The organism is Butyrivibrio sp. XB500-5, from assembly GCF_003625505.1.
Classification (GTDB): domain Bacteria; phylum Bacillota; class Clostridia; order Lachnospirales; family Lachnospiraceae; genus Butyrivibrio.
On sequence record NZ_RAIS01000001.1, the window covers coordinates 462,088 to 488,896 of the forward strand.

A 26,809-nucleotide genomic window follows, 5' to 3' on the forward strand; every position below is an offset into this window, starting at 1 on the left:
ATATCCCTGCACATTAATTGTAAACAAGGTCATTGTGTTTTTAAATGTTTACTCGTATTAAATTTACGTTTTTTAATACTTTTTTGACTAAAAAACGTTATTTACCGGCAACTTTATTTCAGATAAAAATATATACCATATCGCTTATAAAATATCATCCGTTATACTCGCCATTGTACTGAATAAGCGTAATATCTTTTACCCCTGAAATATTTCTGATCTCTTCTTCAAAAGAAAATTCGTCATTCTTAACGTATACTTCAACAGCAAGTTCTGTTGTTCCGGCGCGAAGGGTCTTGGACTTAAGATAGTGCTTAACCTTACCGAAAGCCTTCATGATATCATCGCCCGCTTCAGTTCCCTCATAGTGGATAACCGCAACAAATACCTGACCTGTAGAAGCCTTGGCATAAAAGCATACGATCATAATGATAAGGATCACAGCCGATGCAAGTGTGAGCCAGTACATGCCCGCTCCAACGGTAATACCGGTCGTGATCGCCCAGAACAGATATAGAAGATCGAGCGGATCCTTGATCGCTGTTCTAAATCTTACGATAGAAAGCGCACCGACCATACCGAGTGAGATAACGATGTTGGTGCTGATCGCAAGTGTGACCATACATGTAAGTACCGTCATTCCGATAAGTGTAACCGCAAAGCTCTTGGAGAAAACAACTCCCGCATAGAATTTCTTGTAAACAAAATAGATGATCATGCCCATGATAAGTGCAATTATAAGGGAAAGAGCTATCTTTCCGAGATCATAGGTGGAATAAATATCCGAATTTAAAATAGATTTTCTTATTACGTCTTTAACGCTCATATAAGACTCCTCTCGTCTGCATAGTAGTTATTATCAAATAAGTATTTGGTTTTATCACAGCAAAGAACATATTTTGAGGCTGCCACAAATTCGCTTCTTGAAGGAGGAGCCAGTTCTTTTACTATCTTAGGTAAGAATTCAGTATATTTTATCTCCATGATAAGCTTATCGGAAGGAAGCGCCGAAAGCGTAGGAAGCGAATCATCAAAAATATCAAAGCCTCCTACCGCCGCTCTTACTTTTTTGTCAAAGGTAATCCTGACAGTGCCCGCATCCATGATAAACGGTGTTCTGTCATAATCAACTATGACACGCGGCCTCATCATATTACTGATACATTCAAAATAAAATTCTCTGCACAGGTTATTGTCCGAATGCAAAAGAAATTCATAATCGCCGTCTAGTATCTTGTATACCTCATCGCGGGTGAGCGATGCCGATTCCTTGTAGATGTAGCTTCCTTGCTTAAGCTTTCTTTCAAGCTTAATACTCGTGTCGGAGAAATTGTAGATCCTTATTCTGTATTTCTTCCTGAAATACACGCCCACTTCTTTCTCTTCATAAGCCGAATTCCACAGATCGTCAAAGTAAAGGCTTCGGATCAGATACCCGTCACCTTTGGCATTGGGATCAAGATGAAAATATGGTTTCATCTGACATTTCAATGACTCGTACTCACCGTAGTTTATGAGATATTTCCATTCATTTCTGAATTGTCGCATATATCCCTCTTTTACTTGTTATCTATTATTTCCATTGCCTTGTCGGCATATTTGACTTTATAAATGCGCTTGAGTGATTCATCAAGCCTTGCTTCGTCGATACTTCCGCTGTTAACTGCTTCAAGAAGGCCGTTATACGCTTCCTCGAAGTTCTCGGGAAGATAGATCATGTCAGCTCCCGACTTGATTGCGTTAACCGCAGCCTCGCCGGAAGTATAGTACTCTGTCACGGAAGCCTCGTTAAGCGGTCCCGTAATAACAATTCCGCCATATCCAAGTCCGTTTCTGAGCTCTTCATCTATCATAACAGAAGACAAAGAAGCAGGAGTATTGTCACCTGCCGCATTTTCAAATGATGCATTGGACATCATTATTGCAGCGGGATTGCTGTTTTCAATTATCTCTTTAAAAATATCATATTCACCGGCTGCAAGCTCATCCTTACTCTTGCTTATAGCCGTAAGACCTGCGGTCGTATCCGTCTTAAGCGGGAAAGAGCTTACACAGACATCCACTCCGCTCTCCTTGATACCTGATGCAAAAGAAGCTGCTATTCCCTTTACGCTACCTGCGTCTGTTCCGTAAAGTCCGTTCTCTGAAATATCGATACTCGGAGCTATATCCAGGTTAAATCCGTATGAAAAAAGCTTCTCACCAAGTGCCTTAGATGTAGTGCTCGCGGTATCCGGATCAGTAACATCTGTTATTCCTTCAATGCTTATGTTAGATGTAACACCGCCTTTTTTGCCCTCATCGGAAACAATTGTAAATATGGGATATTTACTCATAGAAGCCGTTGTGCCCAGCATCTCGGTGATCTGGGCTTCATCCTTGATGTTCTTGGCAAAATAAGAAACACCGCCCACGGCGTACTTGGAAAGCGCATCCTGAGTTCCGCTTCCTGCCTTGACAGCCGTAGCCACGCCGGTAAGCTGCTCGGGAGTTACTATAAACAGTCCTGCGACTTTATCTTCTATCGAAAGCTCGGCAATACAGCCGTCTACAACCTCGTTAAGTATATCTTCTTCAGTCATCTCTTCGGGTTCCGGGTCAACAGTCTCAGGGGTCTCAATAACAACTTCCTCCGAACTTGCTTCACCTGCTGCTTCCTCAGCAGACTCTCCGCCACCACCCGGAATATTAAGTAAGTTCTTTATCGAATACACAGAAAAAACCGCCACTCCGGCAATTACTAAAATAAAAAGTGCCAGAATAACAAAGGCCGTTACCTGACTCTTTTTCCTCCTCTGCCTACGTGCCAGTCTCTTTTCATCAAACTCTTGCTCATCAAATTTACTCATATCTTCCCCGTATGCCACAATATTTTTCAACCTATTTTATCATAAAAAAGGGCATAACAAAAGGGCAGAAGCTTCATCTATGTTACCTACTTCTGCCCTTACACCGAGTACTTATCTTCTAAAAATATTTCTTCGTCCAATGGACCGTCCTCCTAAACTCTCAGCACGTCTTTCCATTAACATTTGCACTCGTATGCTGTGGTTGCAAGATACTGATATTGTCATAACCACCCTTCATGTACAGGAAGTGCTGTTTTTCTACATCTTAGATAAAACGATTATTTTAGTTAAATACTAAAAATTTCCGGTGGTCTGTACCATCCTTTCCTTGAAGATTTAAACTAACCTATCCCTTTGGAGTGTACCTGCCTTTCTTTCTCCCCATTAACCGATCCGGGAGAAGTATTTTTATATTTCTTAATCCCTTTATCTGATTTCATTATATTGGCGGGCTTCCAATTTGTCAATACATTTTACTCAAAATCTTTATTTATTTTGAATAATTAGTTTATAATTGTAAAATAATCTGTGTATTTTCTAAATTGTATGTTCATTATAATCAATTCTGCATATTCTCTTTTTCAAATGTTAAGTTGAGTAATTGCGGGAAAAAATAAAGCCAAAATTGTCACACATTTAAGATGCGAACAATTTTGGCTTAAAATTATTTACTGAAATTTTTTAGTACTAATAGATAATTAGTCAAGAGGATACTTGTCTGTGAGCTTCTTGATGATAGCGCGAGCTTCATCGTTCTTCTCACCCTTGTTCTTGATAACTACTGCGATTGCCTCAGCGATCTGATCCATATCCTCTTCGTTCATGCCTCTTGTAGTTACGGCAGGTGTTCCGAGACGGATACCGCTTGTAACGAAAGGAGACTGCTGCTCGTTGGGGATAGTGTTCTTATTGGCTGTGATATGTGCATCATCAAGCCATGCCTCAACCTCTTTACCTGTAAGACCGAAGTTTGTGAGGTCTACAAGCATAAGGTGATTGTCTGTTCCGCCTGATACGATCTGCACTCCTCTCTTCATGAGGCCTTCGCAGAGAGCCTTGGCGTTGGAAACAACCTTCTTACCATACTCTGTGAACTCAGGTGTAAGAGCTTCCTTGAAGCATACAGCCTTAGCTGCGATAACGTGCTCAAGAGGGCCACCCTGGATTCCGGGGAATACAGCCTTGTTGATCTTGAACTTGTCCTGAGCTGACTGGTTCCAAAGGATAAGTCCTCCTCTGGGTCCTCTGAGTGTCTTGTGAGTTGTTGTTGTAACAACGTCAGCATAAGGGAACGGGCTGGGATGAACGCCTGCGGCAACAAGACCTGCGATATGAGCCATATCTACCATGAGGATTGCTCCGCATGCATCTGCAGCCTCTCTGAATTTCTTGAAATCAATTGTTCTGCAATATGCAGAAGCACCTGCGATGATGAGCTTGGGCTTGTTCTCTACAGCGAGCTTGTACATCTCTTCATAATCAAGAACACCGTTCTCATCTACGCCGTAAGGGATAACCTTGAAATAAGTTCCCGATATATTGGCCGGACTTCCGTGTGTAAGGTGTCCGCCCTGGCTAAGATTCATACCCATGATGGTGTCACCGGGCTGTAAAAGTGCGAACTGTACAGCAAGGTTGGCCTGTGCGCCTGAGTGAGGCTGTACATTGGCATAATCACAGTGGAAGAGTTCTTTCGCTCTCTCAATTGCAAGCTTCTCAACTTCATCAACTACGTGGCATCCGCCGTAATATCTTTTACCCGGAAGTCCCTCAGCATATTTGTTGGTAAGAGGGCTGCCCATAGCTGCCATAACGGCCTTGCTGGTCCAGTTCTCTGAAGCAATAAGCTCAATGTGGTTGTTCTGACGCTCAACCTCTGCTTCGATAAGGGAAGCAATTTCGGGATCGATTTTCTTAACTTCTTCCAATGAATACATCTTAGCTCCTCCAAAAATAATGATATTTCGTCAATTTAATGTATTAAAGTAAACATCTTGCATATCGTACCACACAACGACAAAAAATGCTATAATATTTTCGATTAATCAAAATTTTTACAGAGGAATTGTATGTACTACTGCATAGTTAATCCATCAGCACGTTCCGGAAAAGGAAAAGAAATATGGGATAGGCTTGAAGACAAGCTTATTTCAGCCTCAATCGATTACAAGGCGGCTTATACAAAGGGCCCCGGTGACGCAACGGCTCTCATGGAGAAGCTCACCATAAATGCTCCCGCAGATATGGAATATCCGGTAAGAGTCATAGTCCTTGGAGGCGACGGAACTCTCAACGAAGCCATCAACGGCATTCACGATTATTTTGACAGAATAATTCTCGGCTTTATCCCAATAGGATCGAGCAATGATTTTGTCAGAGATCTCTCCTATCCAAAAGAATATGATGAACTCCTTGAAAGAATCGCAGCCGGCAAGGTTGTAAGGACTCTTGATATAGGAAAGCTTACGTATAACAACAAGACCGTTCCCATGTCCAGGCTTCACAGTGAAGAGATCGGCAATGTTCGCTATTTTGACGTCAGCTCCGGAATAGGCTTTGATGCCGCTGTATGCGAAGAAGCACTTTCTTCGGGAACCAAGAATTTTCTTAATAAGATCGGACTCGGAAAGCTGACTTACGGTGCAATTGCCGTAAAACAGCTGATCAAAGCCGATAAGATACCGTGTGATATCGAATTTGAAGACGGTAAGAAGCTGCATCTTTCTCACTTTATGCTTATTACCGCCATGATACATCATCACGAAGGCGGCGGATTCAGATTCGCTCCGAAAGCAGATCTGACCGATGGTCTCTTTGATCTGTGCGTAGTCGGAGACCTGCCAAGGCCCAAAATGTTCCTTGCTCTTCCTTTTGCGATATTCGGATTACATTACATATTTAAGGGTGTTTACAAATACAGAACAGCTAAATTTACGGTTAAGACGATGATCCCCATGTGGGTTCACACGGACGGCGAGGTCTCGGTAAAGTCCGATAACATCACCCTTGAATGCTTACAGCAAAAACTACAGCTTATGAACTGATATGTTTTTTTCATTTGTAAGTACTTAATGTAAATAATAAGCGGTCTGCAGAATTAACTGCAGACCGCATTTTTTATGATCATAATTATTCGTATCTAAAAGCAAGCTTCTCTTCTCTTTTTTTGCAAAAGCTCTCAACAACAGTCGAATGATAAAATACCAGATAGAATATGATGGCCATAAAGAAGGCCGTAAGTACATCATAAACCGAATGCTGTTTGATAAACATTGTTGAAAGAATAATTGACACTCCCAGAATGTCGCTGAATATCTTTCCTGCCTTTTTGATACGTTTACTGTGTCTGACCGCTATCATGGCGCCCAACGAGTTATATACGTGAATACTCGGCCAGAGATTGGTCGGTGTATCGGTCTTATATAACGTGGCAATCATGCGCGTAAACACGTTATCCCTAGGAAATACCTCGGGACGAAGTTGGTGCATATTCGGAAATACCGTAGAGATAAGTAAAAACAGGGTCATACCTGTCACAAGGAACATGAAGCACTTGTAATAATCTTCTACTTCCATATTAAACAAGAAATACAAAACGGTACCCGAAACATATAAAAACCACAAAAGATATGGAATAATAAACACTTCACAGAACGGAATCTTATCATCTAGCGTTGTATGAATAAGTGCGTAATGCGAAAATCTGCGTTTCTCCAAAAGCGTGAACCAAATTCCATATATGGGCAGATACATAAGTATCGGTAATCCCAAACGTAATAACTCTCTTACCTTTATTTTTCCCTTCATGATTATTTTTTCCCCTAATTCTGTAAAAACAAGCGGCCCGTCAATTAAAGTGGAATATCTTCTGCAGAAGCTTATATCCTGCAAGTGTGATCTTTCTTCCACCCTTTCCGGGTAAATAAATATATGTTCCTTCAATACTATATCTAATTTTAAGATAAAGCAAGAAACTTTTACTCTTAATATAGTCAAGAAGTTCTTTTCTCTTGGCAAGATTCTCGGGAGTATCCTCGGTAATAAGAAGAACCGATGATACAGCCGTGATGATCTCAAGATAATTGAACATATACTTGTGTCTTTCGCACTGTGAACGGATCATTCCGATGTTCTCTACATAGTAATCGATCATAAGCTTGTTGACTCTGAGCTGCTGGTCGATACGTGAGAGCATGATCTTCTGATTTACAGACTGATCTTCACGTCCAATATAGTAATAATAGAAATTCACATCCAGATAATACATGTTCTTAACGAACGGAAGCGGGTTATAAACATAGATATTATCTACATAGAATGTGTGCTCCGGAAGCTTAAGGCCGCACTCGCGAAGGAGTTTGGTCCTAAAGATAACGGAATGCATAAGAAGATATTTTCCCTTGGGAGTTCTCTTAATGTCTTTCCATGTGAAGAGCTCTTCAATAGGGAACATATTGGCATAACGCATTACCTTGTGTTTCTTCTCTCCAACTTTGTTATAAACAAAGTTACTGATGAGAAGGTCAAGCTGTGTATCACCGCCTGCAAGCTCGGCAAGTGTGGAAAGAATCTTGCGATACGCGATCTCTTTTACCCAGTCGTCGGAATCAACGACCTTGAAGAAAAGACCTGTCGCATTCTCGATACCTGCATTAACGGCGCTTCCGTGTCCGCCGTTGGGCTTGTGAACAGCCTTTACGATAGTCGGATACTTGCTCGCATAGTCGTCGGCGATCTGTGCGGTTCTGTCCTTGGAACCGTCATCGACAATGATGATCTCAACATCTTCACCGCCAACCAAAAGTGACTCTATACACTTCTCCATATAACTTTCAGAATTGTAGCAAGGAATCGCAATTGAAAGTAATTTCATAAATAAACTAGCTCCTTAATCTGGTACTTTCGTATTTTTCCATTGTGGTAAGGCAGGTGCGAAGATCGTTATATCTGTCGAGCACATCGCCTTCCTTTACGACTACGCCCATCGACATAGCCATGATATCTATCATATCGTTTGTTATTATCGGACGAAGCTTGGATAAAATATCATTTTTCTCAACCGCGAGATCTGCGTCAAGAAACTTGATAACGAGGGGATCAAGATGAAGATCCTCTGCTTCTTCGTCGACACTTTTTTCCATGACCTTGGACGGCTTGTAGGGCTCATTCCTAAAGTTCTGTCTGATAGTTTCCTTACTTGATGCCGGTGCGGAGGGAGCAACGTTAATCTTAGGTAAAACAGTTTCCCTTTGGGGTGTTACCACTTCGGGCTGAGTACTCGGTGTAGTATTCTCGGACACCTCTACTTTCTGAAAACGGTACTTCTGCGTTACTTCAGGATATTTATTTCTGTCAACTTCAGACATGAACATATCAAGAGGCCTTACATAGAACTTGTAGTCCCCGTAAAGTGCCTGATAAACAACCATTTCTTCCCTTGTCTCAGAGTGCGTGGCAATCGCTATCACCTGATACATATTCCCCTTGAAATGTCTGTATATTTCCTGTGGTCTTGGTCTGTTCAAAACTCTCCTCCTTTTATGAGAAACGTCAAATTATAGTATAAGCCTTGGGCAGCCGTTTTTCAAATTCATTTTCTTAATTACCCGTGCAACCTATAATGACAATTTCAACGCTGATAACGTAATCAAGCTTACCTGTTTTAACGGCTTCGTCATTGGACGCACATAGCTCAAGCGCATCTCTTAGTTCTTTATATGAATAATTCTTGGCCCAAGCTACATACTTACCGACAAGAAAAGGCATAAGTCCGACCGCACTTGCGATCGTTCCCTTATCTTTCCTGTTCTCATCCATCTCTTTTATCTGGAGCATCAAATTGAACTGCCTTGTTATAAGTGCAAGTATCTTGGCAGGCGGCTCTTTGAGCGCAAGAAGATCGTAGTAAAGATCTATCGCTTTTTTTCTGTTTTTCTCGACTATGGCGTCGGTCATCGCAAATATCCTGCTGGTGATCCAGTTCGCGCACACTGCCTCGATGTCGGCGTTTGTAACCTCATCTCTGTCGATGCAATAGCACACAAGCTTTTCAATCTCCGTGCTGATATTGGACATGTCGCTTCCGACTCTGTCGATCAAAAAAGCGACCGCTCCGGCCGAAATGTTTTTTCCCTCGGACCTGAACTTGGATGCTATCCACCTCTTTAACGTATCTTCATCCTGTTCGTCGCAGTTTATATCAAGCCCCAGCTTCGCTGCTGCTTTATAGATATCTTTTCTTCTGTCGACTTCTTTTTCAACAAAGATAAAATAAGCGGCCTCGGCCGGCTCTTTTAAATAATCCGCCAGTTCGGGACATCCGTTTTTAAAGAATCCGCTGTTCTCGACAAGGATAACCCTTTTGTCCGATAAAAAAGGCATTGTCTCCGCCATATCTATGATGGCTGCGGGATCGCAAGCATCGCCCTCGTATCTTGTAAAATTCATGGATGAAGCATCTCCACCCATTGCCTTTACAAGCTTATCTCTGTTCTGAAGGCGAAGATACGCCTCTTCTCCGTAGACAAGATAGCACTGCTTCAGATTCCCGGATGTAATATCCTCATTAAGCTGTTTTTGCTTTACCTTAAAATCTGATGTTTTTGCTGCCATTTCAATTCACACTCCAGCCTTAATGTTATCATAGATGCTCAAAAAACTCATCTCAAATAGAACTTTTCGACATTTTATGTTATACTTTGCATGTTATGAAGAACAAGGATTTATGGATAGCCGTATTTGCGGTGGTTGCGCTATATGTTTTTTTTCATTTTGTCGGTATAGGATGTCCTATAAGATTCTTGACCGGAGTATCGTGCCCCGGCTGCGGAACGACAAGAGGCGTTCATTCTGCACTTCTGCTTGATTTTAAGTCGGCATTCAGGTTCCACCCGCTGTTCTGGGTTCCTTTACCTGCTGCTATTGTTATCCTTAATAAAAAGAGAATCCCAAAGAAAATATATAACTTGATCCTATGCAACATTATCGCTCTATATTTTGTTATATATATATACAGATTATTTGATGCGAACGATGCGATAGTTAGATTTGATCCCAAAAACGGGTTCATATATAAATTACTTAATTATATTTTTTAGGAGGAGATTTTTATGTTTTGTTCTAATTGTGGTCACGAAGTTCCGGACGGCACCAAAATTTGCCCCAATTGCGGAAAGGAAGTAGCACCTGATTCATTCAAGCAGATTGAAAATGCAGCCAATAATGTTTTCAATTCTGCAGAGCAGGGATTCACAAGCGCAATCAACGATGTAAAGGATACTTTTACAGGAAGCAACAACGCTTACACAGGATCTGCACCTCTCAAAACTGACAGAAACCTGCTTATACTCATCTTGCTTTCACTTATAACTTGCGGTATCTACACATACTATTTCATCTATACACTTGCAAGAGATATAAACATTGCCTGCGATGGCGACGGAGAAGAGACTCCCGGTCTTGTAGCATTTATTCTTCTTGGCATGATAACATGCGGTATCTATTGCTTCTACTGGTACTACAAGGTAGGAAACAGACTTTATAACAACGCTCCCAGATACGGTATGACTTTTGAAGAGAACGGAACAACAATTCTTCTTTGGATGGTTATCGGAGCACTTCTTTGCGGTGTAGGTGTGTATGTTGGTCTTTACTTCATTATCAAGAACACCAACGCTATCTGCGAAGGCTATAACAGATCCAACGGTTATTCATTCTAATTTTGATAAAAGACATTTCGATTCGACTTAATTGATCATTTCAAAAACAGGTTTAGCATTTAACGCTATACCTGTTTTTTATTATCGTAATCTTTACTCCGGATTATCTATTGTCTGTGGCTTAAGCATGCTGCTTACTCTTACTTCGCCTTCAAAAGAAACAGCGAAGCTTATCGCTCCCAGTTTATCGGTCCGATATATTCGAGCATCATGCTCTTTTAGCCTTTCAAGCAGCTCCCCATGAGGATGACCGTAGGAATTGTTCTCTCCGCAGCTTATTACGGCAAGCTTAGGATGAGTCAGTTCAAGAAATTCTTCGCAGGTTGTATATTGCGATCCGTGGTGGGCAACTTTAAGTAGTGTTATATCTCCATATTTTTCCGTATTTGCCCTTATTGCATCCACAAGCTGATCTTCTCCCTCTTTTTCAACATCCCCTGTAAAAAGAGCTGTAAACATGCCATAACGCATATGCAAAACCGTGGAGTATGCATTGGCTCCTTCGGTGCTCATTTTTTCAGTTGGATTGAGGCATGTCAATTCCAGCATCCGTGTTGAAATGCCGTCTTTTACGGGTAACTCAAAACCTTCTCCCTTACTCATATATTCAATCGGTATATCCAGCTCTTTTGCCATTGTTTCAAGGCTATGATAGTTATCGCCTCTTGAGCTTTCCGAAACGTCAGGTAAGATAAGCATCCTAACTTTAATTCCACCCTTCTTCATTCCGTCCATGATTTCCAATATTCCCGAGATATGATCTTCATCCTCATGGCTTACGACTATCGCATCAAGCTGCCCTATTCCTTCATATCGCAAGAACGGAATAACCGAATACTTCCCAACTTTATTGTTACTGCTGCTCCCACCGTCAATAAGAATGTTTCTGCGCCCCGCCTCGATCACAATTCCATCGCCCTGGCCGACATCGATCGCGGTAATCTTTAGGCCGTGCGGAATGGTAATGCACAAGATTGTTAATGCCAGAGCCGGAATCATTAGGCTGAAGGTTCTCTTATTTTCATTTCTATTCTGCATATGCAGCCACACACTTAGCAGCACATAGTATATAACAACTCTGTACCACTCCTTATGTCCCGGATACAGCATATTCCCGGGCATATTATTCTGTATCCCGCAAAGGATCTTATATAGCGTCAAAATGCCATGAACGGCAATGCCCGGAATATTCAAGCCGTTAACCGGCGCTCCCGTCATTACCGGCACACTGCCGATAATATAACCAACCGGCAGGCACAGCACTCCGCACACCAACAAAACTCCCATCAAGGGAATAACAATGATATTCGTGATAAGCGAATATATAGGATATGTGTAGTAAAACTCCAGATAAACAGGAAGCGTCACCAACATAACTGAAATCCCCGCCAGCAATCCCTGCGCTATAATATTCTCTTTTACCTTGGAATTATGAAAAAGACTCTTCTCAAGCCTTGGTTTAACGACGGTTATACCAAGTACTGCACCGAACGAAAACAGAAATCCGCTGTTATAAAGATATAACGGCTGATCAATGATCAAAAGAATCTCCGCAAGTGCAAGCGCGGATAAAAGATCGTATGTCCTTCCGACAAGAGGCGCAATAAGCCTTAGACAGAACATGCAGATTGCCCTGAACGATGATGAAGATATCCCGCACATCTCGCCGTAGAGATACATAAATAACAGCGGGATAGCCGCATTGATCCAAGGCGAAATCTTAAAACGCTTAAGCAGCTTATAGATTCCCATTCCGATGACCATTATATGAAGCCCGCTGACAGCCAGAATATGGACGATTCCGCTGTTTTTATAAAGCTCTTTTATCTCATCATCCATAAACGCTCTGTCTCCCAACAGCATCGCTTTCATCACCGCACTGTCTTCAGAGGAAAGACTGCTATCAAGCGCTTCCTCAAGCCTATATCTGATGTAGCTTAAGCTCTCTCTTACGATATCCTTATTGCCGTTTCTTACAATTATCTCGGCATTTTTTATCCTATATGAAATTTTTAATGTTGAATAATACAGACGACTGTCAAATTCACCGGGATTACGCGGTGCTTTAAACGTGTATACTTTACCTTTGACAAGAACCTCTTCCCCGATATTAGGGATCTTTTCTTCGCTTGGATCAAGATAACACTCTATATACTTTGTTTTTCTTTGGAATTTATCTTTGGGCACAAGATATATCACACTTACGATATCGCCCGAATATATGGTTTTTAATTCTTTTTTGGAAACCACTCCGATAAGTTCCGCAAAAGAGCCGTCAAGCTCTTTTGCAGGCATACAGACAATATTATCAAAAGAAATGTTCAGATAAATAAAGACAATCGCCGTGATCAATGATGCTATAACAACAAACGGCCTTTTCATAAATCAAATATAAAAAATAATACTCCTTAAGATCAGTTTATAAGAGAAGGATTTCTTTCATACAAGCCAGAGATCTGGAAGTCTCTGAACATAAATTCATCAGATCCTTCAACCTTAAGCTCAACCTTCTCAACATTCGGAAACTCCGTGACCGTATTTACAATCGAATAGATCGCAAGCTCCGGATCTATCTCGAAAGGCTCCGATAAAAAGTCTTTCGAAAAATCAATGTGGCAAACGCCATCTTTTACACTAAGATTACTAACCTTGGTTTCAGGTGCAATAGTCGGACAGATCTGATCGTTTTTAGGTCCTGCGATAATCTGCTCAACGGCCATTTTTTCAACCGAAGCACTACTGTTGTAAACAACGGATCTATATACCGGAACCAGCTTATCTTTTGACTCATTTGCAAAATAAAGCTTTATCTCATATTGCTCATATTCATTAAGCTCACTTCCGATATTGAAGATGAAATCCTCGGATTTCATTTCTCCGACTTGATTTCCGAGATGATCGGTAATAGGCTGCCCTTCCACGGCAAAAGATACGTAATTGACCTTCTTGAGCTGTGTAAGCGTTTTAACTATCGCCGCTCTGTGAAGCACCTCTTCAATTCTTCCGAGCTGTTCATAACCCTTAAAAAAATCAAGCTTTACAACATCTCCCTCAATCTTAAAGCTTTTGATTGAAATGGGATCCGTAATTGCCGCCTGTGACTTGGAAGTAACGATATCTTTAGACAATTCGCCAAGCAGCTCTTCAACCGCTTTTTCATTTTCTATAGTATTGACCTTAACTTCACTGCCCCATGACTCAAGACCATTGCCCTTAGGTCCTATGTAATAGATCTTCACGTTTTCATCAGCTACTTCTTGTCCTGCGCAAGATACCACAAAAGAAGCGGTAAGAATAATACCGCAAATAACGGCTATTTTGTTGTACAATCCTCTCTTTTTAAATAACATAAACTGCACCCAATTATTTTTCGGTAGCTATGATCAAAGGAATCTTAACTGTAAACGTAGTTCCCTCTCCAAGCTTACTGTCAACTTCAATTGTTCCTCTATGCATAAGAACAGCGCTTCTTGCAATAGCAAGTCCAAGACCCGTGCCACCGATCTCTCTGGATCTTGATTTATCAACACGGTAAAATCTCTCAAAGACATGCTCAAGCGAATCTTCCGGAATTCCGACTCCGGTATCCATTACCTTAACGGTAAAGAACTGATGATCCGCATCAAGAATAACCTTGACGCTTCCGCCATCTTTATTGTACTTAACACCGTTCTCAACAAGATTGGTGATTACCTGCGATATCTTGACCTCATCTACCTCAGCCGTAACTGTACGTCTGCTTTCAAAGATAAGCTCAATATCTCTCTGCATTGCAATAGGCTTAATTCTCTTAAGTACGCCCTCAATAAGATTTTCAATCTTGACAGACTTAATATCAAGCTCGGGAGATTTCTTATCCATCTTAACAAGAGTAAGGAGATCTCCGATAATCTGATTTTCTCGGTCAACTTCTTTTCCGATATCTTCCATGAAGTCTCTGTACATCTCAATCGGTGCATCTTCACCCATAGATAAAAGAGAGTCCGCAAGAACCTTCATAGATGTGATTGGCGTTCTGAGCTCATGCGACACATTTGACACGAATTCCTGTCTTGAATCATCCAAAACTTTCATTCGTCGCAAAAGTGAATTAAACGCAATAGCTATATGTCTGGCTTCGGTAAGTGTCGGAACCTCAATAGAATCTTCCGTGTAACCAGCCTTAACTTCATTGATATCAGTTGTAATTTTATCGAATGGTTTCATCAACTTCTGAGCAAGCATATAAGCTATGCAGATAATCGTAAAGATGATAACACCTTCATAAACCGCTATTCTCCTACTCAATTTGGTCAAAGAACGTCTGATCGGATCCATGGAGATACATAAAAGGATAGCACCTCGCACCACTTCGGTATCATCCTCATACGTAACGTCTTCCCCTTCCGCATTCTTGGTTTCAACGATAGGGACCACCAGCTCTATAGCTCCGTATTTCTTGTCGAATTTTGAAAAAGTTCCGCGCGTACCGGTTTTTAGACAATTTACCGTTTCTTCAGACACAATAAATTTGCCGTTACTGATCTCATAAGTATCCTTAATAACGTTGAGATCATCATTAATAATGATAACTCGTCCGTTATTAAAATTAGACAAATAATCAATCTCGGCATTGATGACAGGATCATCCGTATCCTGCAAATAATTGTATTTTATAAGGCGATTTGACAGAAGTCTGAGCTGCGTTTGCATCTCAGATATTCTGACAGCGACAGCACGTTCTTCATAGTCATTAAAGATCAGGACATGCATGGTAAGACAACATGCAAGTCCTGTCAAAAATATAGCTAAAAAGAAATGTGCTTTTAGACTACTAAAAAGTTCATTAAATTTAGATAGCTTGGATTTGCTATCGGATATATATGTATCTTGTTTCATATCAAAATCAGTTCATCTGGAAATAATAACCGCTGCCCCACTTAGTCTTTACATACTGAGGATCGCTTGCGTTCTCTTCAATCTTCTCACGCAATCTTCTGATATGAACGTCTACTGTTCTGGCATCACCAACAAACTTCTCTCCCCAAATAGCATCAAGAAGCATATCTCTTGAATAGATTCTTCCGGGATGAGAAGCAAGGAACTCGAGAACTTCATACTCACGTCCTGTGATATTGATCTCCTTGTCCTTAATATATACACGTCTGTATTCCTGGTTAATCTTGAGATTACCGAATACCATGCTGTCTTCATCGGGATTGTTCTTGGCGAAACGTCTCATAATAGCCTTAATTCTTGCTTTAAGCTCAAGAACATTGAAAGGCTTGGTAAGATAATCATCAGCGCCGTAATCAAGGCCGAGAATCTTATCCATATCTTCGCCCTTAGCTGTAAGGATTATGATCGGCACATCAGAAAACTCTCTGATCTTTTGACATACTTCAAATCCTGACATTGCAGGAAGCATAACATCAAGAATGATAACGTCATAGCTTCTCTTGGATGCCATTGTCACAGCATCTTCGCCGTTGTACGCGCATTCAACCATGATGTCGTCCTGCTCAAGGCTGTACTTGATTCCCTTTACAATACTTCTTTCATCGTCAACTACTAGTGCTACTTTTCCCATTACTCCACCGTTCCCTATAATTTTTTTGTTATGATGTAGTTATTTTTTCCTTGATCTTGGAAAAAAGTTTATCTTTAATTCCGGATACCTTCATGATATCCTCAATACTTTTGAAATTGCCGTTCTTCTGCCTATACTCGACTATCTTATTGGCAGTGACATCTCCCACACCCGGAAGTGTCTTAAGCTCTTCGACAGAAGCGGTATTGATGTTAATAAGACCATTCCCTTGTACACTGTCTCCAAAAGAAGCTTCCCCGGCATAACCGCAGTTTTCTTTGACTTCTTCAACAGTGGGAATAAATAGCTTACTACCGTCAGAAATCGGAGCTGCCAGATTAACATAATTTATATCAGCGTCCTCCGAAAAGCCTCCCGCGCAGGTAACTGCATCACCTGCTCTGCTGTTTGATGACAGTTCGTATACCCCGGGATTGATTACTGCCCCACAGACATAAACGACTATCTCTTCCGGTTCCAAAGAAACTGTCTCATCCGATACGATATCACTTCCGCCGTCACTCGAATCCACAGACTTAAATACGCTCGCTTCTTCGGCATCCTTACTGATAACAAGCTCCGATCCGCTCTGCACCGCTGTACAACCGGTGAGTGTGATAAGTAATAATATCGGTATTAAATATTTATGCATGTATCCTCCATGTATTATGAGGACCCCACCATGCTTTTTTTATTCTAGTCTAATTTTGTAAAATGTGCAAGTCTAATTAATAGTTCGTAACATTAGTCCGCTTCTTCTTTCAGCCCAGCAGTAATGACATCATCATTGGGATCCGGGATGGTATCTTCGGTATACTCTTTACCCGTGACTTGCTTCATTATACTCTCTGAGACCTGCTTCAAAGTGCTGTTACAGTCCGCTCCGTTCCATATCTCGGTAAATGCAATCTCAAGCTCCATCCAAAGATTACTTGTCTCAATAGTCTTGGGCATTGGAACTGAGTCCGCATAAACATCAACAAACGTATCAAGATTGGAATCGCCGTAATTAACATTGTAATGAGCAGCGAGCTTACCACTCATCTTGTAGATATCACCGGAATTGTCCTTACAAAGATATTTAGCAAAAGCATTGGCTTCGTATGGATGTTCCGAATATCCGTTAACAACAATACATTCCGTAACAGACATTGTTCTTGTCTTAAAATCTTCTGTAAGCCCCGGCATATCGGCAACGCCGAAATCAAATTCGCACTCACCCTTGGCCTTGGCCTCTTCAATCCTGCGAAGGATATCTGTTGTAGCTACGGTGAATACAATCTTTCCGTCAATAAAGTCCTGAACCACACTGTCATAATCCACAGACTTAGAATCGATAGCAAAGAACTGATTAAGCTGCTGATAAATCTTCATGCAGCTAATGGTATCCGTATTGTAAATATCTATCTTAGATACATCATCGCCCGCGTCTCCGCCGACATTCATATAATTTCCTACAAAGAAATAATTGTAGAAAATATCGGTTACGTCCCACTTAAATACCGCTTCTACCTGATCCGGAGCATTATAATTCTGAGCAAATGAAAGAATTCCGGAGATGGTATTGGGGATAGAATCAGAAACTGTCTCCTCAACCGCCTCTTCACTGATGCCGTAATCTGTTTGCTCTTCCTCACCCTCTTTGGGATTAACATCGTTCTCGGAAGCTTCTGCCTCTTCAGCTTCTTCAGCAACCTGCGCCGCATCGGGTGACTGATCGGGTAATGACTCCATCTCTTTTTGTATCTCAAGCTGCTCCTTGGCCATGTCCTCAAGATAAGTTTTGTTATAGACAAGTGAGCTGGTCTCAAAATAGAAAGGATAGCCGATGCATCTTCCGTTATAAGTAACGCTGTCTACAGCAGCCTTAGGAAATGATTCTTCATTAAGAAAATTGCCGGAGTTGTCTATCTCAAGCGCAAGCCCCGCCAAATACGCCTTTTCAAGCGAATCATTTGTTATTATAAAAAGATCCGGATATTTGCTGTTATTAAGAGAGGCCTTGTTTACCGCCTCAAGATACTCAATTCCGGAAACCAGAGTGGGCTCGATTCTAACCTTGCTCATGGTCTCCGAATAAGCTACAGCCTTGCTCTGAAGATAAGGAGTAAGAGCATCGTCGGTATACCAAACTCTTACGGTTGTTCTTCCGCCGTTAAAAAGAGAGTGTTCCTCGAAAATGCTCTGACCCGAACGAGCGTATAAAACCGCTCCCAAAACTGTGCATATTATAAGTATTATAGAAAAAATTCTGGTTCTAAGCTTCATAAATCCCCTAAACATGAATCGAGAATCTCGATCATATCATCTACATCTTCCTTGGTAATTATAAGCGGCGGCACAAATCTGATAATCTCGGCACCGGCATTGATAAGGATAAGTCCCTTGTCAAGTGCCTTGTTTATCACGTCCGCTACAGGCCTGTTAAGCACAAGTCCCTGCATGAATCCCGCACCTCTTCTGTCTGTGATGAAATCATATTTATCCTTGAGTTCATCAAGACACTTTTCAAGATACGGTGCCACCTTATTCACATTCTCTATTATATTGTCCTCCTTGAATAAATCAAGGACTTTGTTAATAGCCGCGCATGCAAAGGGGTTTCCGCCGTATGTTGTTCCGTGGTCACCCGCAACAAGAGAATTCTCTCCGACTTTTTTGTTTAATAAGAATGCTCCTACGGGAACTCCGCATCCAAGTGCCTTGGCTGTAGTCATGATATCGGGCTTTATTCCGTACTTCTGCCAAGCAAACATATAGCCCGTTCTTCCCATTCCGCACTGAATCTCATCAAGGATGAGGAGAATGTCTTTTTCATCGCAAAGAGCTCTTACCTTGGTAAGGAACTCTTCGGTAGCAGGGAATATTCCACCCTCTCCCTGAACAGTCTCCATTATGATCGCACATGTCTTGTCATTAACCTGTGCTAGTACGCTGTCAAAATCATTGAGATCTGCAAACTTTATATTACCGATCATCGGCCGGAAAGCCTCTCTGTAATGAGGATTTCCCGTTACGGAAAGAGCTCCGAAGGTTCTTCCGTGGAATGAATGGTTCATTGCGATGATCTCATGATCGGTCTTGCCATCCTTGAGATATGCATATTTCCTGGCAGCTTTGAGAGCGCCTTCAACAGCCTCAGCTCCGCTGTTTGTGAAAAAGACTCTGTCCATTCCGGACACTTCTTTGATCTTCTTGGCAGCTTCTATTGCCGGAACGTTGTAGTAGTAATTTGATGTATGAAGAAGCTTGTCTATCTGAGCCTTCAATGCATCGTTGTATGCCTTGTTGTTATATCCGAGAGCAAATACTGCGATTCCGGATACGAAATCAAGATACTCTTTTCCGTCGATATCGTAGAGGTGAACTCCGTCTCCTTTGTCCAAAACGATCTGATAACGGTTATATGTATGAAGAAGATCGCTTTCAGCCTCTTCTATATATTTTTTCATAGTCTCACTCATAATTATTAAAGTCTCCTCGCAAATAATGCACTAAACAGCCGCACCCGGCTTACTCCGCTCTTGCCAGAACGTCGTCATCCGACATAAACATGGTTCCGACACCCTTCTTGGTAAAGATCTCAAGAAGAAGGCAATGAGGAATTCTTCCATCAAGAATATGCACGTTGTTAACGCCCTTTCTGATGGCATCAGTGCAATTGTTGAGCTTGGGAAGCATCCCGCCTCCGATATTTCCTGAAGCGATAAGAGCATCTGCCTCAGAGCATGTAAGTCTTGAGATAAAGGATGAAGGATCTTTGATATCCTTGTAAACTCCCTCAATATCCGTAAGGAAAGCAAGCTTGTTGGCTCCTACAGCCTTAGCTATAGCGCAAGCGGCATCATCCGCATTGATATTATATGTATCAAAATTATCGTCAAGTCCGATGGGCGCTACGATAGGAAGATAGTCATTATCAAGAAGATCAAAAAGAATCTTGGGATCAACTTTATCGATATCTCCGACAAATCCGATGTCCTGTCCGCCGGAAAGCTTTTTATTAACATGCAAAAGACCTGAATCCTTGCCGCTGATACCTATTGCCTTAACGCCAAGCTCCTGAACCATAGTCACAAGCTGCTTGTTCACACGTCCGAGTACCATCTCGGCGATCTCCATTGTCTCACTGTCAGTAACCCTAAGACCGTTAACGAACTCGGCTTCTTTTCCGACCTTGGAAACCCATGAACTTATTGCTTTTCCGCCGCCATGTACAATGATGGGCTTAAATCCAACAAGTTTAAGTAATGTAACATCTGTTATTACATTTTTCTGGAGTTCTTCGTTACTCATGGCACTTCCGCCGTACTTAACAACGATGATCTTCCTGTTGAATTTCTGAATATAGGGAAGCGCCTCAACAAGCACCTCCGCCTTTTTTAATACTTCCTGCATATCCTTATCCATTTTATCAGCTCCTGTAATCTGCATTTATTTTGACATAGTCATAAGTAAGATCGCATCCCCAAGCCGTAGCTTCCTCGGTTCCCTCGTTCATATCAACATAAACGGTAACCTCATCTGCTTTCATTATCTTGAGTGCAACGTTCTCATCAAAATCAAGCGGTACACCTTTGTGGAATACCTCTATTCTTCCGTTGGGACTCTGGAAATAGAGCTCAACATCGTTCTGATCAAATTCTGCTCCCGAATAGCCCATAGCGCACAAGAATCTTCCGAAGTTCGCATCGCATCCGAATATCGCTGCCTTTGAAAGATTAGAACCGACGATGGCTCTGGAAAGTGTTCTTGCATCTTCCAGTGTCTTGGCATTTACAACCTTTGCTTCGAAGAGTTTGCTTGCTCCCTCTCCGTCCGCAGCCATCTTCTTAGCCAGGAATCTGCACACATGTAAAAGAGCTTTCTTAAAGATCACATACTCATCACCCTTGGATCTTATTGTTATGTTTCCGGCCTCTCCGTTTGCCATGCAAAGGAGCGTATCATTGGTTGATGTATCGCCGTCAACTGTGATCATATTAAAAGTCTCTGCAACAACATCGCTTACCGCCTCCTGCAAAAGACTCTTATCGATCGAAATGTCTGTTGTAAGGAATGCGAGCATGGTACACATATTGGGATGGATCATGCCGGATCCCTTGCTCATTCCGCCAAGAGTAACCGTCTTTCCGTCAATCTCAAAAGATACTGCGATCTCCTTATTGACGGTATCTGTTGTCATGATAGCCTTGGACGCCGCCGTTCCGGCTTCAATGCTTCCGTCGAGCGTCTTACTCATCTTCTCGACACCCATAACAAGCTTATCAACAGGAAGCTGCATTCCGATAACACCGGTCGATGCTACCGCTACTGATTTATAATCGACCCCGAGAGTTTTCTCAACAGCTTTAGCCGTTGCTATACAAGCATCAAAGCCTTCCTTTCCGGTGCAAGCATTGGCTATTCCGGAATTTATAACAACAGCCTGCATCGGATCGCCCGATTCAACTATCTGCTGATCCCACTGAACACAAGCAGCCTTTACCACATTAGTTGTAAAAGTTCCCGCGCATACGCAAGGAATTTCCGAATAAACAAAAGCCATGTCGGTTCTGTCTTTGTACTTGATATTAGCTTCGCAGCTTGCTGCCTTGAAACCTTTCGCAGCGGTTACACCACCTACAATATCCTTCATATCTGATGCCATCCTCTTTTATAGAATATATAAATTACAAAGATATCACTTGTTGAAAACCGTGAGGTTCTCTTCATTTAACGTAAAGTCATAATAATTCATGTCAGATCTGAGTGTCCACCCCATCTTCTGCCAGAATTTATTACCAATAACATTTGTTACGAATGCATTTAAGCAGACTTTGTTGATCTTTTCTTTCTCAAGCTGCTCACAGCAAAAATGCACCATCTGCTTACCGATTCCGTGCATTCTGTATTTTTCGCTTACGCATACATGATAAAGACAAGCTCTTCTGCCATCGTGACCGCAGAGGATCGCTCCGACTATCTTGCCGTCTTCCACTGCAACTGCACTCGTATTCGGATTTCTTTTTATGAATCTCTCTATTCCTTCTCTGGAATCGTCCATAGATCTCATTCCGAAACCGTGAATGGACATCCAAAGTGCATAGACATCATCATAATCTTCCATAGTCATAGTACGAACCATCTTTTTCTCCTAAAGCTTATGCATTACGGGAAGCTGGGAACAAGATCAAGTCCCTTGGCTTCATCAAAGCCAAACATTATGTTCATATTCTGAACAGCCTGACCCGCTGCACCTTTTACAAGGTTATCGAGTGCACCCATCATAATGATCCTGCCTGTGCGCTCGTCAATCTTAAATCCTATATCTGTGAAATTACTTCCTTCAACCCATCTTGTCTCGGGATATACGCCGTGTTCCAAGATTCTTATGAATTTCTCTTTTCCGTAATACTTTTCATAAGCAGCGCGAATATCTGAAGCTGTCGGAAGTGCGCCGTCTTTTTTTACCAAAGTCGCATACTCTGTTGCGAGTATACCTCTGTTCATGGGAACAAGGTGAGGTGTGAAGTTGATCGTCAGCTTCTTACCTGCCGCATATCCGAGCTGTTCCTCGATCTCCGGAGTGTGTCTGTGAACGGCCACTCCGTAAGGCTTGGCGCTCTCATTTACTTCGCAGTAAAGATTAGCCACCTTTCCGCCTCTTCCGGCTCCCGAAACACCGCTCAGTGCATCAACGATAAGTGTGTCCGGATCAATAAGGCCCTCTTTTACAAGAGGATATGCCGTCAAAATGGAACATGTTGTATAGCATCCGGGATTGGCGATAAGTCTTGCGTTCTTGATCTTATCTCTGTTGATCTCGCAAAGTCCGTAAACAGCCTCTTCTATATACTGAGGAGACTTGTGCTCGATCTTGTACCACTCCTCATATATCTTTACATCTTTTAATCTGAAATCAGCTGACAGATCGATTATCTTTACCTTATTAAGTATGTCATCATTTACAAGTGATGCGCAAAGTCCCTGAGGAGTTGCGGTGAATATCACATCCACCTCATTTGCAAGCTCTTCCATATTATCATCAAGGCACTTAGAATCGACAAGCTTATAAAAGTTTCCGAATGTCTCGCTGTACTTCTTATCTATATAGCTCCTTGATCCATACCACACAACCTGTGCATCCGGATGAGCCTGTAAAAGTCTTACTATTTCAGCTCCGGCATATCCCGTAGCTCCGATGATTCCTACTTTGATCATTTCCGATTAACCTCTCTAAAGTCCATCTTTTCCTGGATTTAATATGTATAAACTTTTTTCAGTATACGACCGCGAACAAAAATATGCAACAGAAAATTTATATTTATGCATATTTTTTATAAATTTTAAATATTTATGCATTTTGGTATTGCATTTTTTTATAGAGCGGAGTATATTATGATAGACAACGCGCTAAAAAGGGCAAACGCCTGCGTTTCTTAATTATATCACCAATAATATTGAATAACATTATGAAAGAAGGATAAAAACATGGCTAAGGAAAAAGTTATTTTGGCTTACTCAGGCGGACTTGATACTACTGCTATCATTCCGTGGCTCAAGGAAAATTTTGATTACGAAGTAGTATGCGTATGTATCGACTGCGGACAGGAAGAGGAGCTCGACGGACTTGAGGAGAGAGCTGTCAGCTGCGGAGCAAGCAAGCTCTATATCCTCGATGTTGTAGATGAGTTCTGCGACGAGTACGTTGTTCCCTGTGTAATGGCTCATGCCGTATATGAGAACAAGTATCTCCTCGGAACATCTATGGCACGTCCTCTTATCGCCAAGAAGCTCGTTGAGATCGCCAGAAAAGAAGGCGCTACAGCAATCTGCCACGGCGCTACAGGTAAGGGTAACGACCAGATCAGATTTGAGCTTGGTATCAAGGCTCTTGCTCCCGACATCAAGATCATCGCAGCTTGGAGAAACGACAAGTGGACACTTGATTCACGTGAGTCAGAAATCGAGTACTGCAGACAGCACGGAATCGATCTTCCTTTCTCAGCTGATTCCAGCTACAGCCGTGACAGAAACCTTTGGCATATATCTCACGAAGGTCTTGAGCTTGAAGATCCTGCTCAGGAGCCTAATTACAAGCACCTTTTGGTACTCGGCAAGACACCTGAGGACGCACCCGATACACCTACAACAGTTACAATGACATTCGAGGCAGGCGTTCCCAAGTCAGTTAACGGAAAAGAGATGAAGGTTTCCGATATCATCCGCACACTTAATAAGCTCGGCGGCGAGAACGGAATCGGAATCGTTGATATCGTAGAGAACCGTGTTGTTGGTATGAAGTCTCGCGGCGTTTATGAGACACCCGGCGGAACTATCCTTTACGAAGCACATCAGCAGCTTGAAGAGTTGATTTTAGATCGCGATACCTATACAATGAAGAAAGATATGGGCAATAAGTTTGCCGATATAGTATATGAAGGGAAATGGTTTACTCCTCTTCGCGAGGCCGAGCAGGCGTTTATTGAATCAACACAGAAGTATGTAACCGGTGAAGTTACATTCAAGCTCTATAAGGGTAACATCATCAAGGCCGGTACTAAGTCACCTTACTCTCTCTACAACGAGAGTATCGCATCATTCACAACAGGTGATCTTTATGACCACCACGATGCTGAAGGATTCATAAACCTCTTTGGACTTTCTTCCAAGGTTCGTGCAATGAAGATGCAGGAAGTAGCTAAGAATAAGTAATTTATGAATTCACTCACTCTACTTATAATTTATATTGCAGCAGTGAATATTATAGGGTTTGCCTTAATGGGAATCGATAAGAGAAAGGCGCGCAAAGGCGCCTTTCGTATTCCCGAGGCGACCCTTTTTGCATTTGCACTGATAGGCGGAAGCCTGGGCTCAACCATCGGTATGTTCGCATTTAAGCACAAGACCAAGCACTGGTATTTTAAATTCGGAATGCCACTTATCATAGTGATACAGGTTGCCCTGGTTCTCGCTCTTTTCTTTTCACCAATTAAGTTCAGTTTCATTTAAAAGAGGTACCCCATGTTTATTGCAGTTTGCGATGACAATATTGCCGACAGAAAACAGACCGAAAGACTTCTCGGAAGACAATCAGACAGATTTATGAAAGAATTCGGTGACAGATTATACATAGATTCTTTTGGTAACGCGGAAGCTTTTATGTATAAACCCGAGATGTATCACGGACTTTTTATCGACATGACAAGCAGCAACGAAAACGGTGTTGAGATAGCCCGTATGCTCGTAGAAAAAGGCATCACGAGCCCTATCATCATGTGCTGCTCATCTCTCGATTACAGGACGCTCATTCCTGCAGCAGGCATTGTTGCGGATAATATTCACTACCTTGATAAGCCCATCAAGGTTGCCGATCTTACCGATATTATCAACTTTATCAAGAGCAGCATTAAAACCGACGTACCCAGAATTGAACTCAGAGATAATGATGAAACTCTTTATGTTAGCGGAGATGACATTATCTGCGTAAAAGAGGTCGGAAGAAATGTCAGGATCTGGCTTACCGACGGAAGAATTCACGAACAGCTGGGAACCGCCTATAATTTCTACAGCCAGTGTGTTAAATTCCCTCAGATATGCCCTGTAAACAACTCAGGTTTGGTCAATGTCAATTATGTAAAAAACAAGAGTCCGTTTCATGTTACAATGAATAACGGATGTTCTTTTATTATTTCTTTTGAATACCGCAAGACTATCAATGAGACTAAAGCAATCTTAGAGGCTATTGATACATCCTCTCATTAAGCTTTACTGATAAGTCCATCCGTGGTATCATCTTCATGTAGTATTAAATACTACGTATGCAAGTTTATACGTGGAGGCACTATGAGTTATAAGATTGTAGTAGACAGCTGTTGTGATTTACCTGCTGAATACAAGAATGATCCCAGATTTGAGTTTGTACCGCTTATTTTGCAGGTTGGTGACAGCGTTATCGTGGATGATGACACCTTTGATCAGGAAGATTATCTTGCCAAGGTTGCGGCATCCGAGGATTGCCCCAAGACTGCATGCCCTTCTCCGGATCTTTTTGTAAAAGCATATCAGACGGACGCAGACGATGTTTATGTTGTTACGCTCACATCCAAACTGAGTGGAAGCTATAACAGCGCACTGCTCGCCAAGAATATATATCACGAAGAATACGGTGAAAAGAATATTTACATAGCGGATTCTCTTTCTGCAAGCTGCGGAGAGGCTCTGATCGCTCTTAAGATAGCAGAGCTTGCCGATAAGGGTCTTAAGTTTGAAGAAATAATACCGGAAATTGAAGCATACAGAGATGAGATGCTCACATATTTTGTTCTCGATTCACTTGATGCACTTCGTAAAAACGGACGCCTTACGGGAATGAAGGCTCTCGTTGCTTCTACTCTCAGTATCAAGCCCGTATGTTACGGTCTTAAAGGTGAGATTGTTCAGAAAGCTCAGGGAATCGGTATCAGGAAGGCTCTTGTTAAGATGACGGAGCTTGTGGCATCGGAGATCAAGAATCCCGAAGAGAAAAGGCTTATGATCTCTCACGTTAACTGTTTTGAGCGTGCGGCGGTTGTAAGGGATCTCATAATGAAAAAAGTTCCTTTCAAAGACGCTATCATCGTCGATACCGCAGGTGTTTCAACAACATATGCCGCGGACGGAGGAATCATAGTAACTTGTTGAAAAATGCC

At 41.9% G+C, this 26,809-nt stretch carries 26 protein-coding genes; 7 read left to right on the forward strand and 19 right to left on the reverse strand.

The window, feature by feature from the left end:
• Nucleotides 1-154: 154 nt before the first annotated feature.
• The 4 genes from D6856_RS02070 to glyA all read right to left on the reverse strand — a co-directional run bounded on the left by D6856_RS02070 (nucleotide 155) and on the right by glyA (nucleotide 4,786).
• Nucleotides 155-826, reverse strand: a complete 672-nt coding sequence (locus D6856_RS02070) for a DUF4956 domain-containing protein (RefSeq protein ID WP_120685528.1) — start codon at nucleotides 824-826, stop codon at nucleotides 155-157.
• The gene (locus D6856_RS02075) at nucleotides 823-1,548 is read right to left on the reverse strand and encodes a polyphosphate polymerase domain-containing protein (protein WP_120685529.1); all 726 of its coding nucleotides are present in this window, start codon (nucleotides 1,546-1,548) and stop codon (nucleotides 823-825) included. The genes D6856_RS02070 and D6856_RS02075 overlap by 4 nt, the downstream gene beginning before the upstream one ends.
• Nucleotides 1,549-1,559: 11 nt before the next feature.
• On the reverse strand, nucleotides 1,560-2,849 hold the full coding sequence (locus D6856_RS02080; RefSeq protein WP_120685530.1) for a glycoside hydrolase family 3 N-terminal domain-containing protein: 1,290 nt from the start codon (nucleotides 2,847-2,849) through the stop codon (nucleotides 1,560-1,562).
• 698 nt (nucleotides 2,850-3,547) lie between these two features.
• On the reverse strand, nucleotides 3,548-4,786 hold the full coding sequence (glyA, locus tag D6856_RS02085; RefSeq protein ID WP_092250860.1) for a serine hydroxymethyltransferase: 1,239 nt from the start codon (nucleotides 4,784-4,786) through the stop codon (nucleotides 3,548-3,550).
• Nucleotides 4,787-4,918: 132 nt separating this feature from the next.
• Between glyA and D6856_RS02090 the strand changes: the two genes are divergently transcribed.
• Nucleotides 4,919-5,893, forward strand: a complete 975-nt coding sequence (locus tag D6856_RS02090) for a diacylglycerol/lipid kinase family protein (RefSeq protein ID WP_092250863.1) — start codon at nucleotides 4,919-4,921, stop codon at nucleotides 5,891-5,893.
• A gap of 85 nt (nucleotides 5,894-5,978) precedes the next feature.
• On the opposite strand, the gene D6856_RS02095 is transcribed toward D6856_RS02090, so the two are convergent.
• From D6856_RS02095 to holA, 4 genes are all read right to left on the reverse strand, one after another.
• On the reverse strand, nucleotides 5,979-6,656 hold the full coding sequence (locus D6856_RS02095; protein WP_120685531.1) for a phosphatase PAP2 family protein: 678 nt from the start codon (nucleotides 6,654-6,656) through the stop codon (nucleotides 5,979-5,981).
• Between the two features lie 40 nt (nucleotides 6,657-6,696).
• A complete protein-coding gene (locus D6856_RS02100) occupies nucleotides 6,697-7,722 on the reverse strand; it encodes a glycosyltransferase family 2 protein (protein ID WP_092249826.1) in 1,026 nt (341 codons plus the stop codon).
• 7 nt (nucleotides 7,723-7,729) lie between these two features.
• Complete coding sequence (locus tag D6856_RS02105; RefSeq protein ID WP_242948185.1) at nucleotides 7,730-8,374, reverse strand: DUF1653 domain-containing protein; 645 nt, start codon at nucleotides 8,372-8,374, stop codon at nucleotides 7,730-7,732.
• Nucleotides 8,375-8,447: 73 nt separating this feature from the next.
• Nucleotides 8,448-9,461: a DNA polymerase III subunit delta gene (holA, locus tag D6856_RS02110; RefSeq protein WP_120685532.1), complete on the reverse strand. Its 1,014-nt coding sequence runs from the start codon at nucleotides 9,459-9,461 to the stop codon at nucleotides 8,448-8,450.
• 95 nt (nucleotides 9,462-9,556) lie between these two features.
• Here holA and D6856_RS15530 point away from each other — a divergent pair, with 95 nt between their 5' ends.
• Both D6856_RS15530 and D6856_RS02120 read left to right on the forward strand, forming a co-directional pair.
• Entirely contained in the window at nucleotides 9,557-9,946 is a 390-nt protein-coding gene (locus D6856_RS15530; protein WP_120685533.1) for a DUF2752 domain-containing protein, read from the forward strand.
• Between the two features lie 12 nt (nucleotides 9,947-9,958).
• The gene (locus D6856_RS02120; protein ID WP_120685534.1) at nucleotides 9,959-10,567 is read left to right on the forward strand and encodes a DUF4234 domain-containing protein; all 609 of its coding nucleotides are present in this window, start codon (nucleotides 9,959-9,961) and stop codon (nucleotides 10,565-10,567) included.
• A gap of 93 nt (nucleotides 10,568-10,660) precedes the next feature.
• On the opposite strand, the gene D6856_RS02125 is transcribed toward D6856_RS02120, so the two are convergent.
• The 11 genes from D6856_RS02125 to argC all read right to left on the reverse strand — a co-directional run bounded on the left by D6856_RS02125 (nucleotide 10,661) and on the right by argC (nucleotide 23,339).
• Nucleotides 10,661-12,949 carry a DNA internalization-related competence protein ComEC/Rec2 gene (locus D6856_RS02125; protein WP_120685535.1) on the reverse strand — a complete coding sequence of 763 codons (2,289 nt, stop codon included), beginning with the start codon at nucleotides 12,947-12,949 and terminating at the stop codon, nucleotides 10,661-10,663.
• 32 nt (nucleotides 12,950-12,981) lie between these two features.
• Nucleotides 12,982-13,917, reverse strand: coding sequence for a GerMN domain-containing protein (locus D6856_RS02130; protein WP_120685536.1), 936 nt, complete (start codon nucleotides 13,915-13,917; stop codon nucleotides 12,982-12,984).
• Nucleotides 13,918-13,930: 13 nt separating this feature from the next.
• Complete coding sequence (locus D6856_RS02135; RefSeq protein ID WP_120685537.1) at nucleotides 13,931-15,445, reverse strand: sensor histidine kinase; 1,515 nt, start codon at nucleotides 15,443-15,445, stop codon at nucleotides 13,931-13,933.
• A gap of 7 nt (nucleotides 15,446-15,452) precedes the next feature.
• Complete coding sequence (locus tag D6856_RS02140) at nucleotides 15,453-16,136, reverse strand: response regulator transcription factor (protein ID WP_092249848.1); 684 nt, start codon at nucleotides 16,134-16,136, stop codon at nucleotides 15,453-15,455.
• Nucleotides 16,137-16,164: 28 nt separating this feature from the next.
• The gene (locus D6856_RS02145; RefSeq protein WP_092249851.1) at nucleotides 16,165-16,788 is read right to left on the reverse strand and encodes a helix-hairpin-helix domain-containing protein; all 624 of its coding nucleotides are present in this window, start codon (nucleotides 16,786-16,788) and stop codon (nucleotides 16,165-16,167) included.
• Between the two features lie 92 nt (nucleotides 16,789-16,880).
• On the reverse strand, nucleotides 16,881-18,404 hold the full coding sequence (locus tag D6856_RS02150) for a sugar ABC transporter substrate-binding protein (protein ID WP_120685538.1): 1,524 nt from the start codon (nucleotides 18,402-18,404) through the stop codon (nucleotides 16,881-16,883).
• Nucleotides 18,401-19,600, reverse strand: coding sequence for an aspartate aminotransferase family protein (locus tag D6856_RS02155; protein WP_330543897.1), 1,200 nt, complete (start codon nucleotides 19,598-19,600; stop codon nucleotides 18,401-18,403). The genes D6856_RS02150 and D6856_RS02155 overlap by 4 nt, the downstream gene beginning before the upstream one ends.
• 49 nt (nucleotides 19,601-19,649) lie before the next feature.
• Nucleotides 19,650-20,546, reverse strand: a complete 897-nt coding sequence (gene argB, locus D6856_RS02160; RefSeq protein ID WP_092249857.1) for an acetylglutamate kinase — start codon at nucleotides 20,544-20,546, stop codon at nucleotides 19,650-19,652.
• Nucleotides 20,547-20,550: 4 nt separating this feature from the next.
• Nucleotides 20,551-21,774, reverse strand: coding sequence for a bifunctional glutamate N-acetyltransferase/amino-acid acetyltransferase ArgJ (argJ, locus tag D6856_RS02165; RefSeq protein ID WP_120685959.1), 1,224 nt, complete (start codon nucleotides 21,772-21,774; stop codon nucleotides 20,551-20,553).
• Nucleotides 21,775-21,819: 45 nt separating this feature from the next.
• The gene (locus tag D6856_RS02170; protein WP_120685539.1) at nucleotides 21,820-22,263 is read right to left on the reverse strand and encodes a GNAT family N-acetyltransferase; all 444 of its coding nucleotides are present in this window, start codon (nucleotides 22,261-22,263) and stop codon (nucleotides 21,820-21,822) included.
• Nucleotides 22,264-22,286: 23 nt separating this feature from the next.
• Complete coding sequence (gene argC, locus D6856_RS02175; protein ID WP_120685540.1) at nucleotides 22,287-23,339, reverse strand: N-acetyl-gamma-glutamyl-phosphate reductase; 1,053 nt, start codon at nucleotides 23,337-23,339, stop codon at nucleotides 22,287-22,289.
• Between the two features lie 270 nt (nucleotides 23,340-23,609).
• Here argC and D6856_RS02180 point away from each other — a divergent pair, with 270 nt between their 5' ends.
• The 4 genes from D6856_RS02180 (at nucleotide 23,610) to D6856_RS02195 (ending at nucleotide 26,801) form a co-directional block, all read left to right on the forward strand.
• The gene (locus tag D6856_RS02180) at nucleotides 23,610-24,833 is read left to right on the forward strand and encodes an argininosuccinate synthase (RefSeq protein WP_092249867.1); all 1,224 of its coding nucleotides are present in this window, start codon (nucleotides 23,610-23,612) and stop codon (nucleotides 24,831-24,833) included.
• 3 nt (nucleotides 24,834-24,836) lie between these two features.
• Nucleotides 24,837-25,130: a DUF1294 domain-containing protein gene (locus D6856_RS02185; protein WP_092249870.1), complete on the forward strand. Its 294-nt coding sequence runs from the start codon at nucleotides 24,837-24,839 to the stop codon at nucleotides 25,128-25,130.
• 12 nt (nucleotides 25,131-25,142) lie between these two features.
• Entirely contained in the window at nucleotides 25,143-25,883 is a 741-nt protein-coding gene (locus tag D6856_RS02190) for a LytR/AlgR family response regulator transcription factor (protein ID WP_120685541.1), read from the forward strand.
• 81 nt (nucleotides 25,884-25,964) lie between these two features.
• A complete protein-coding gene (locus D6856_RS02195) occupies nucleotides 25,965-26,801 on the forward strand; it encodes a DegV family protein (protein ID WP_092249877.1) in 837 nt (278 codons plus the stop codon).
• Nucleotides 26,802-26,809 lie beyond the last annotated feature (8 nt).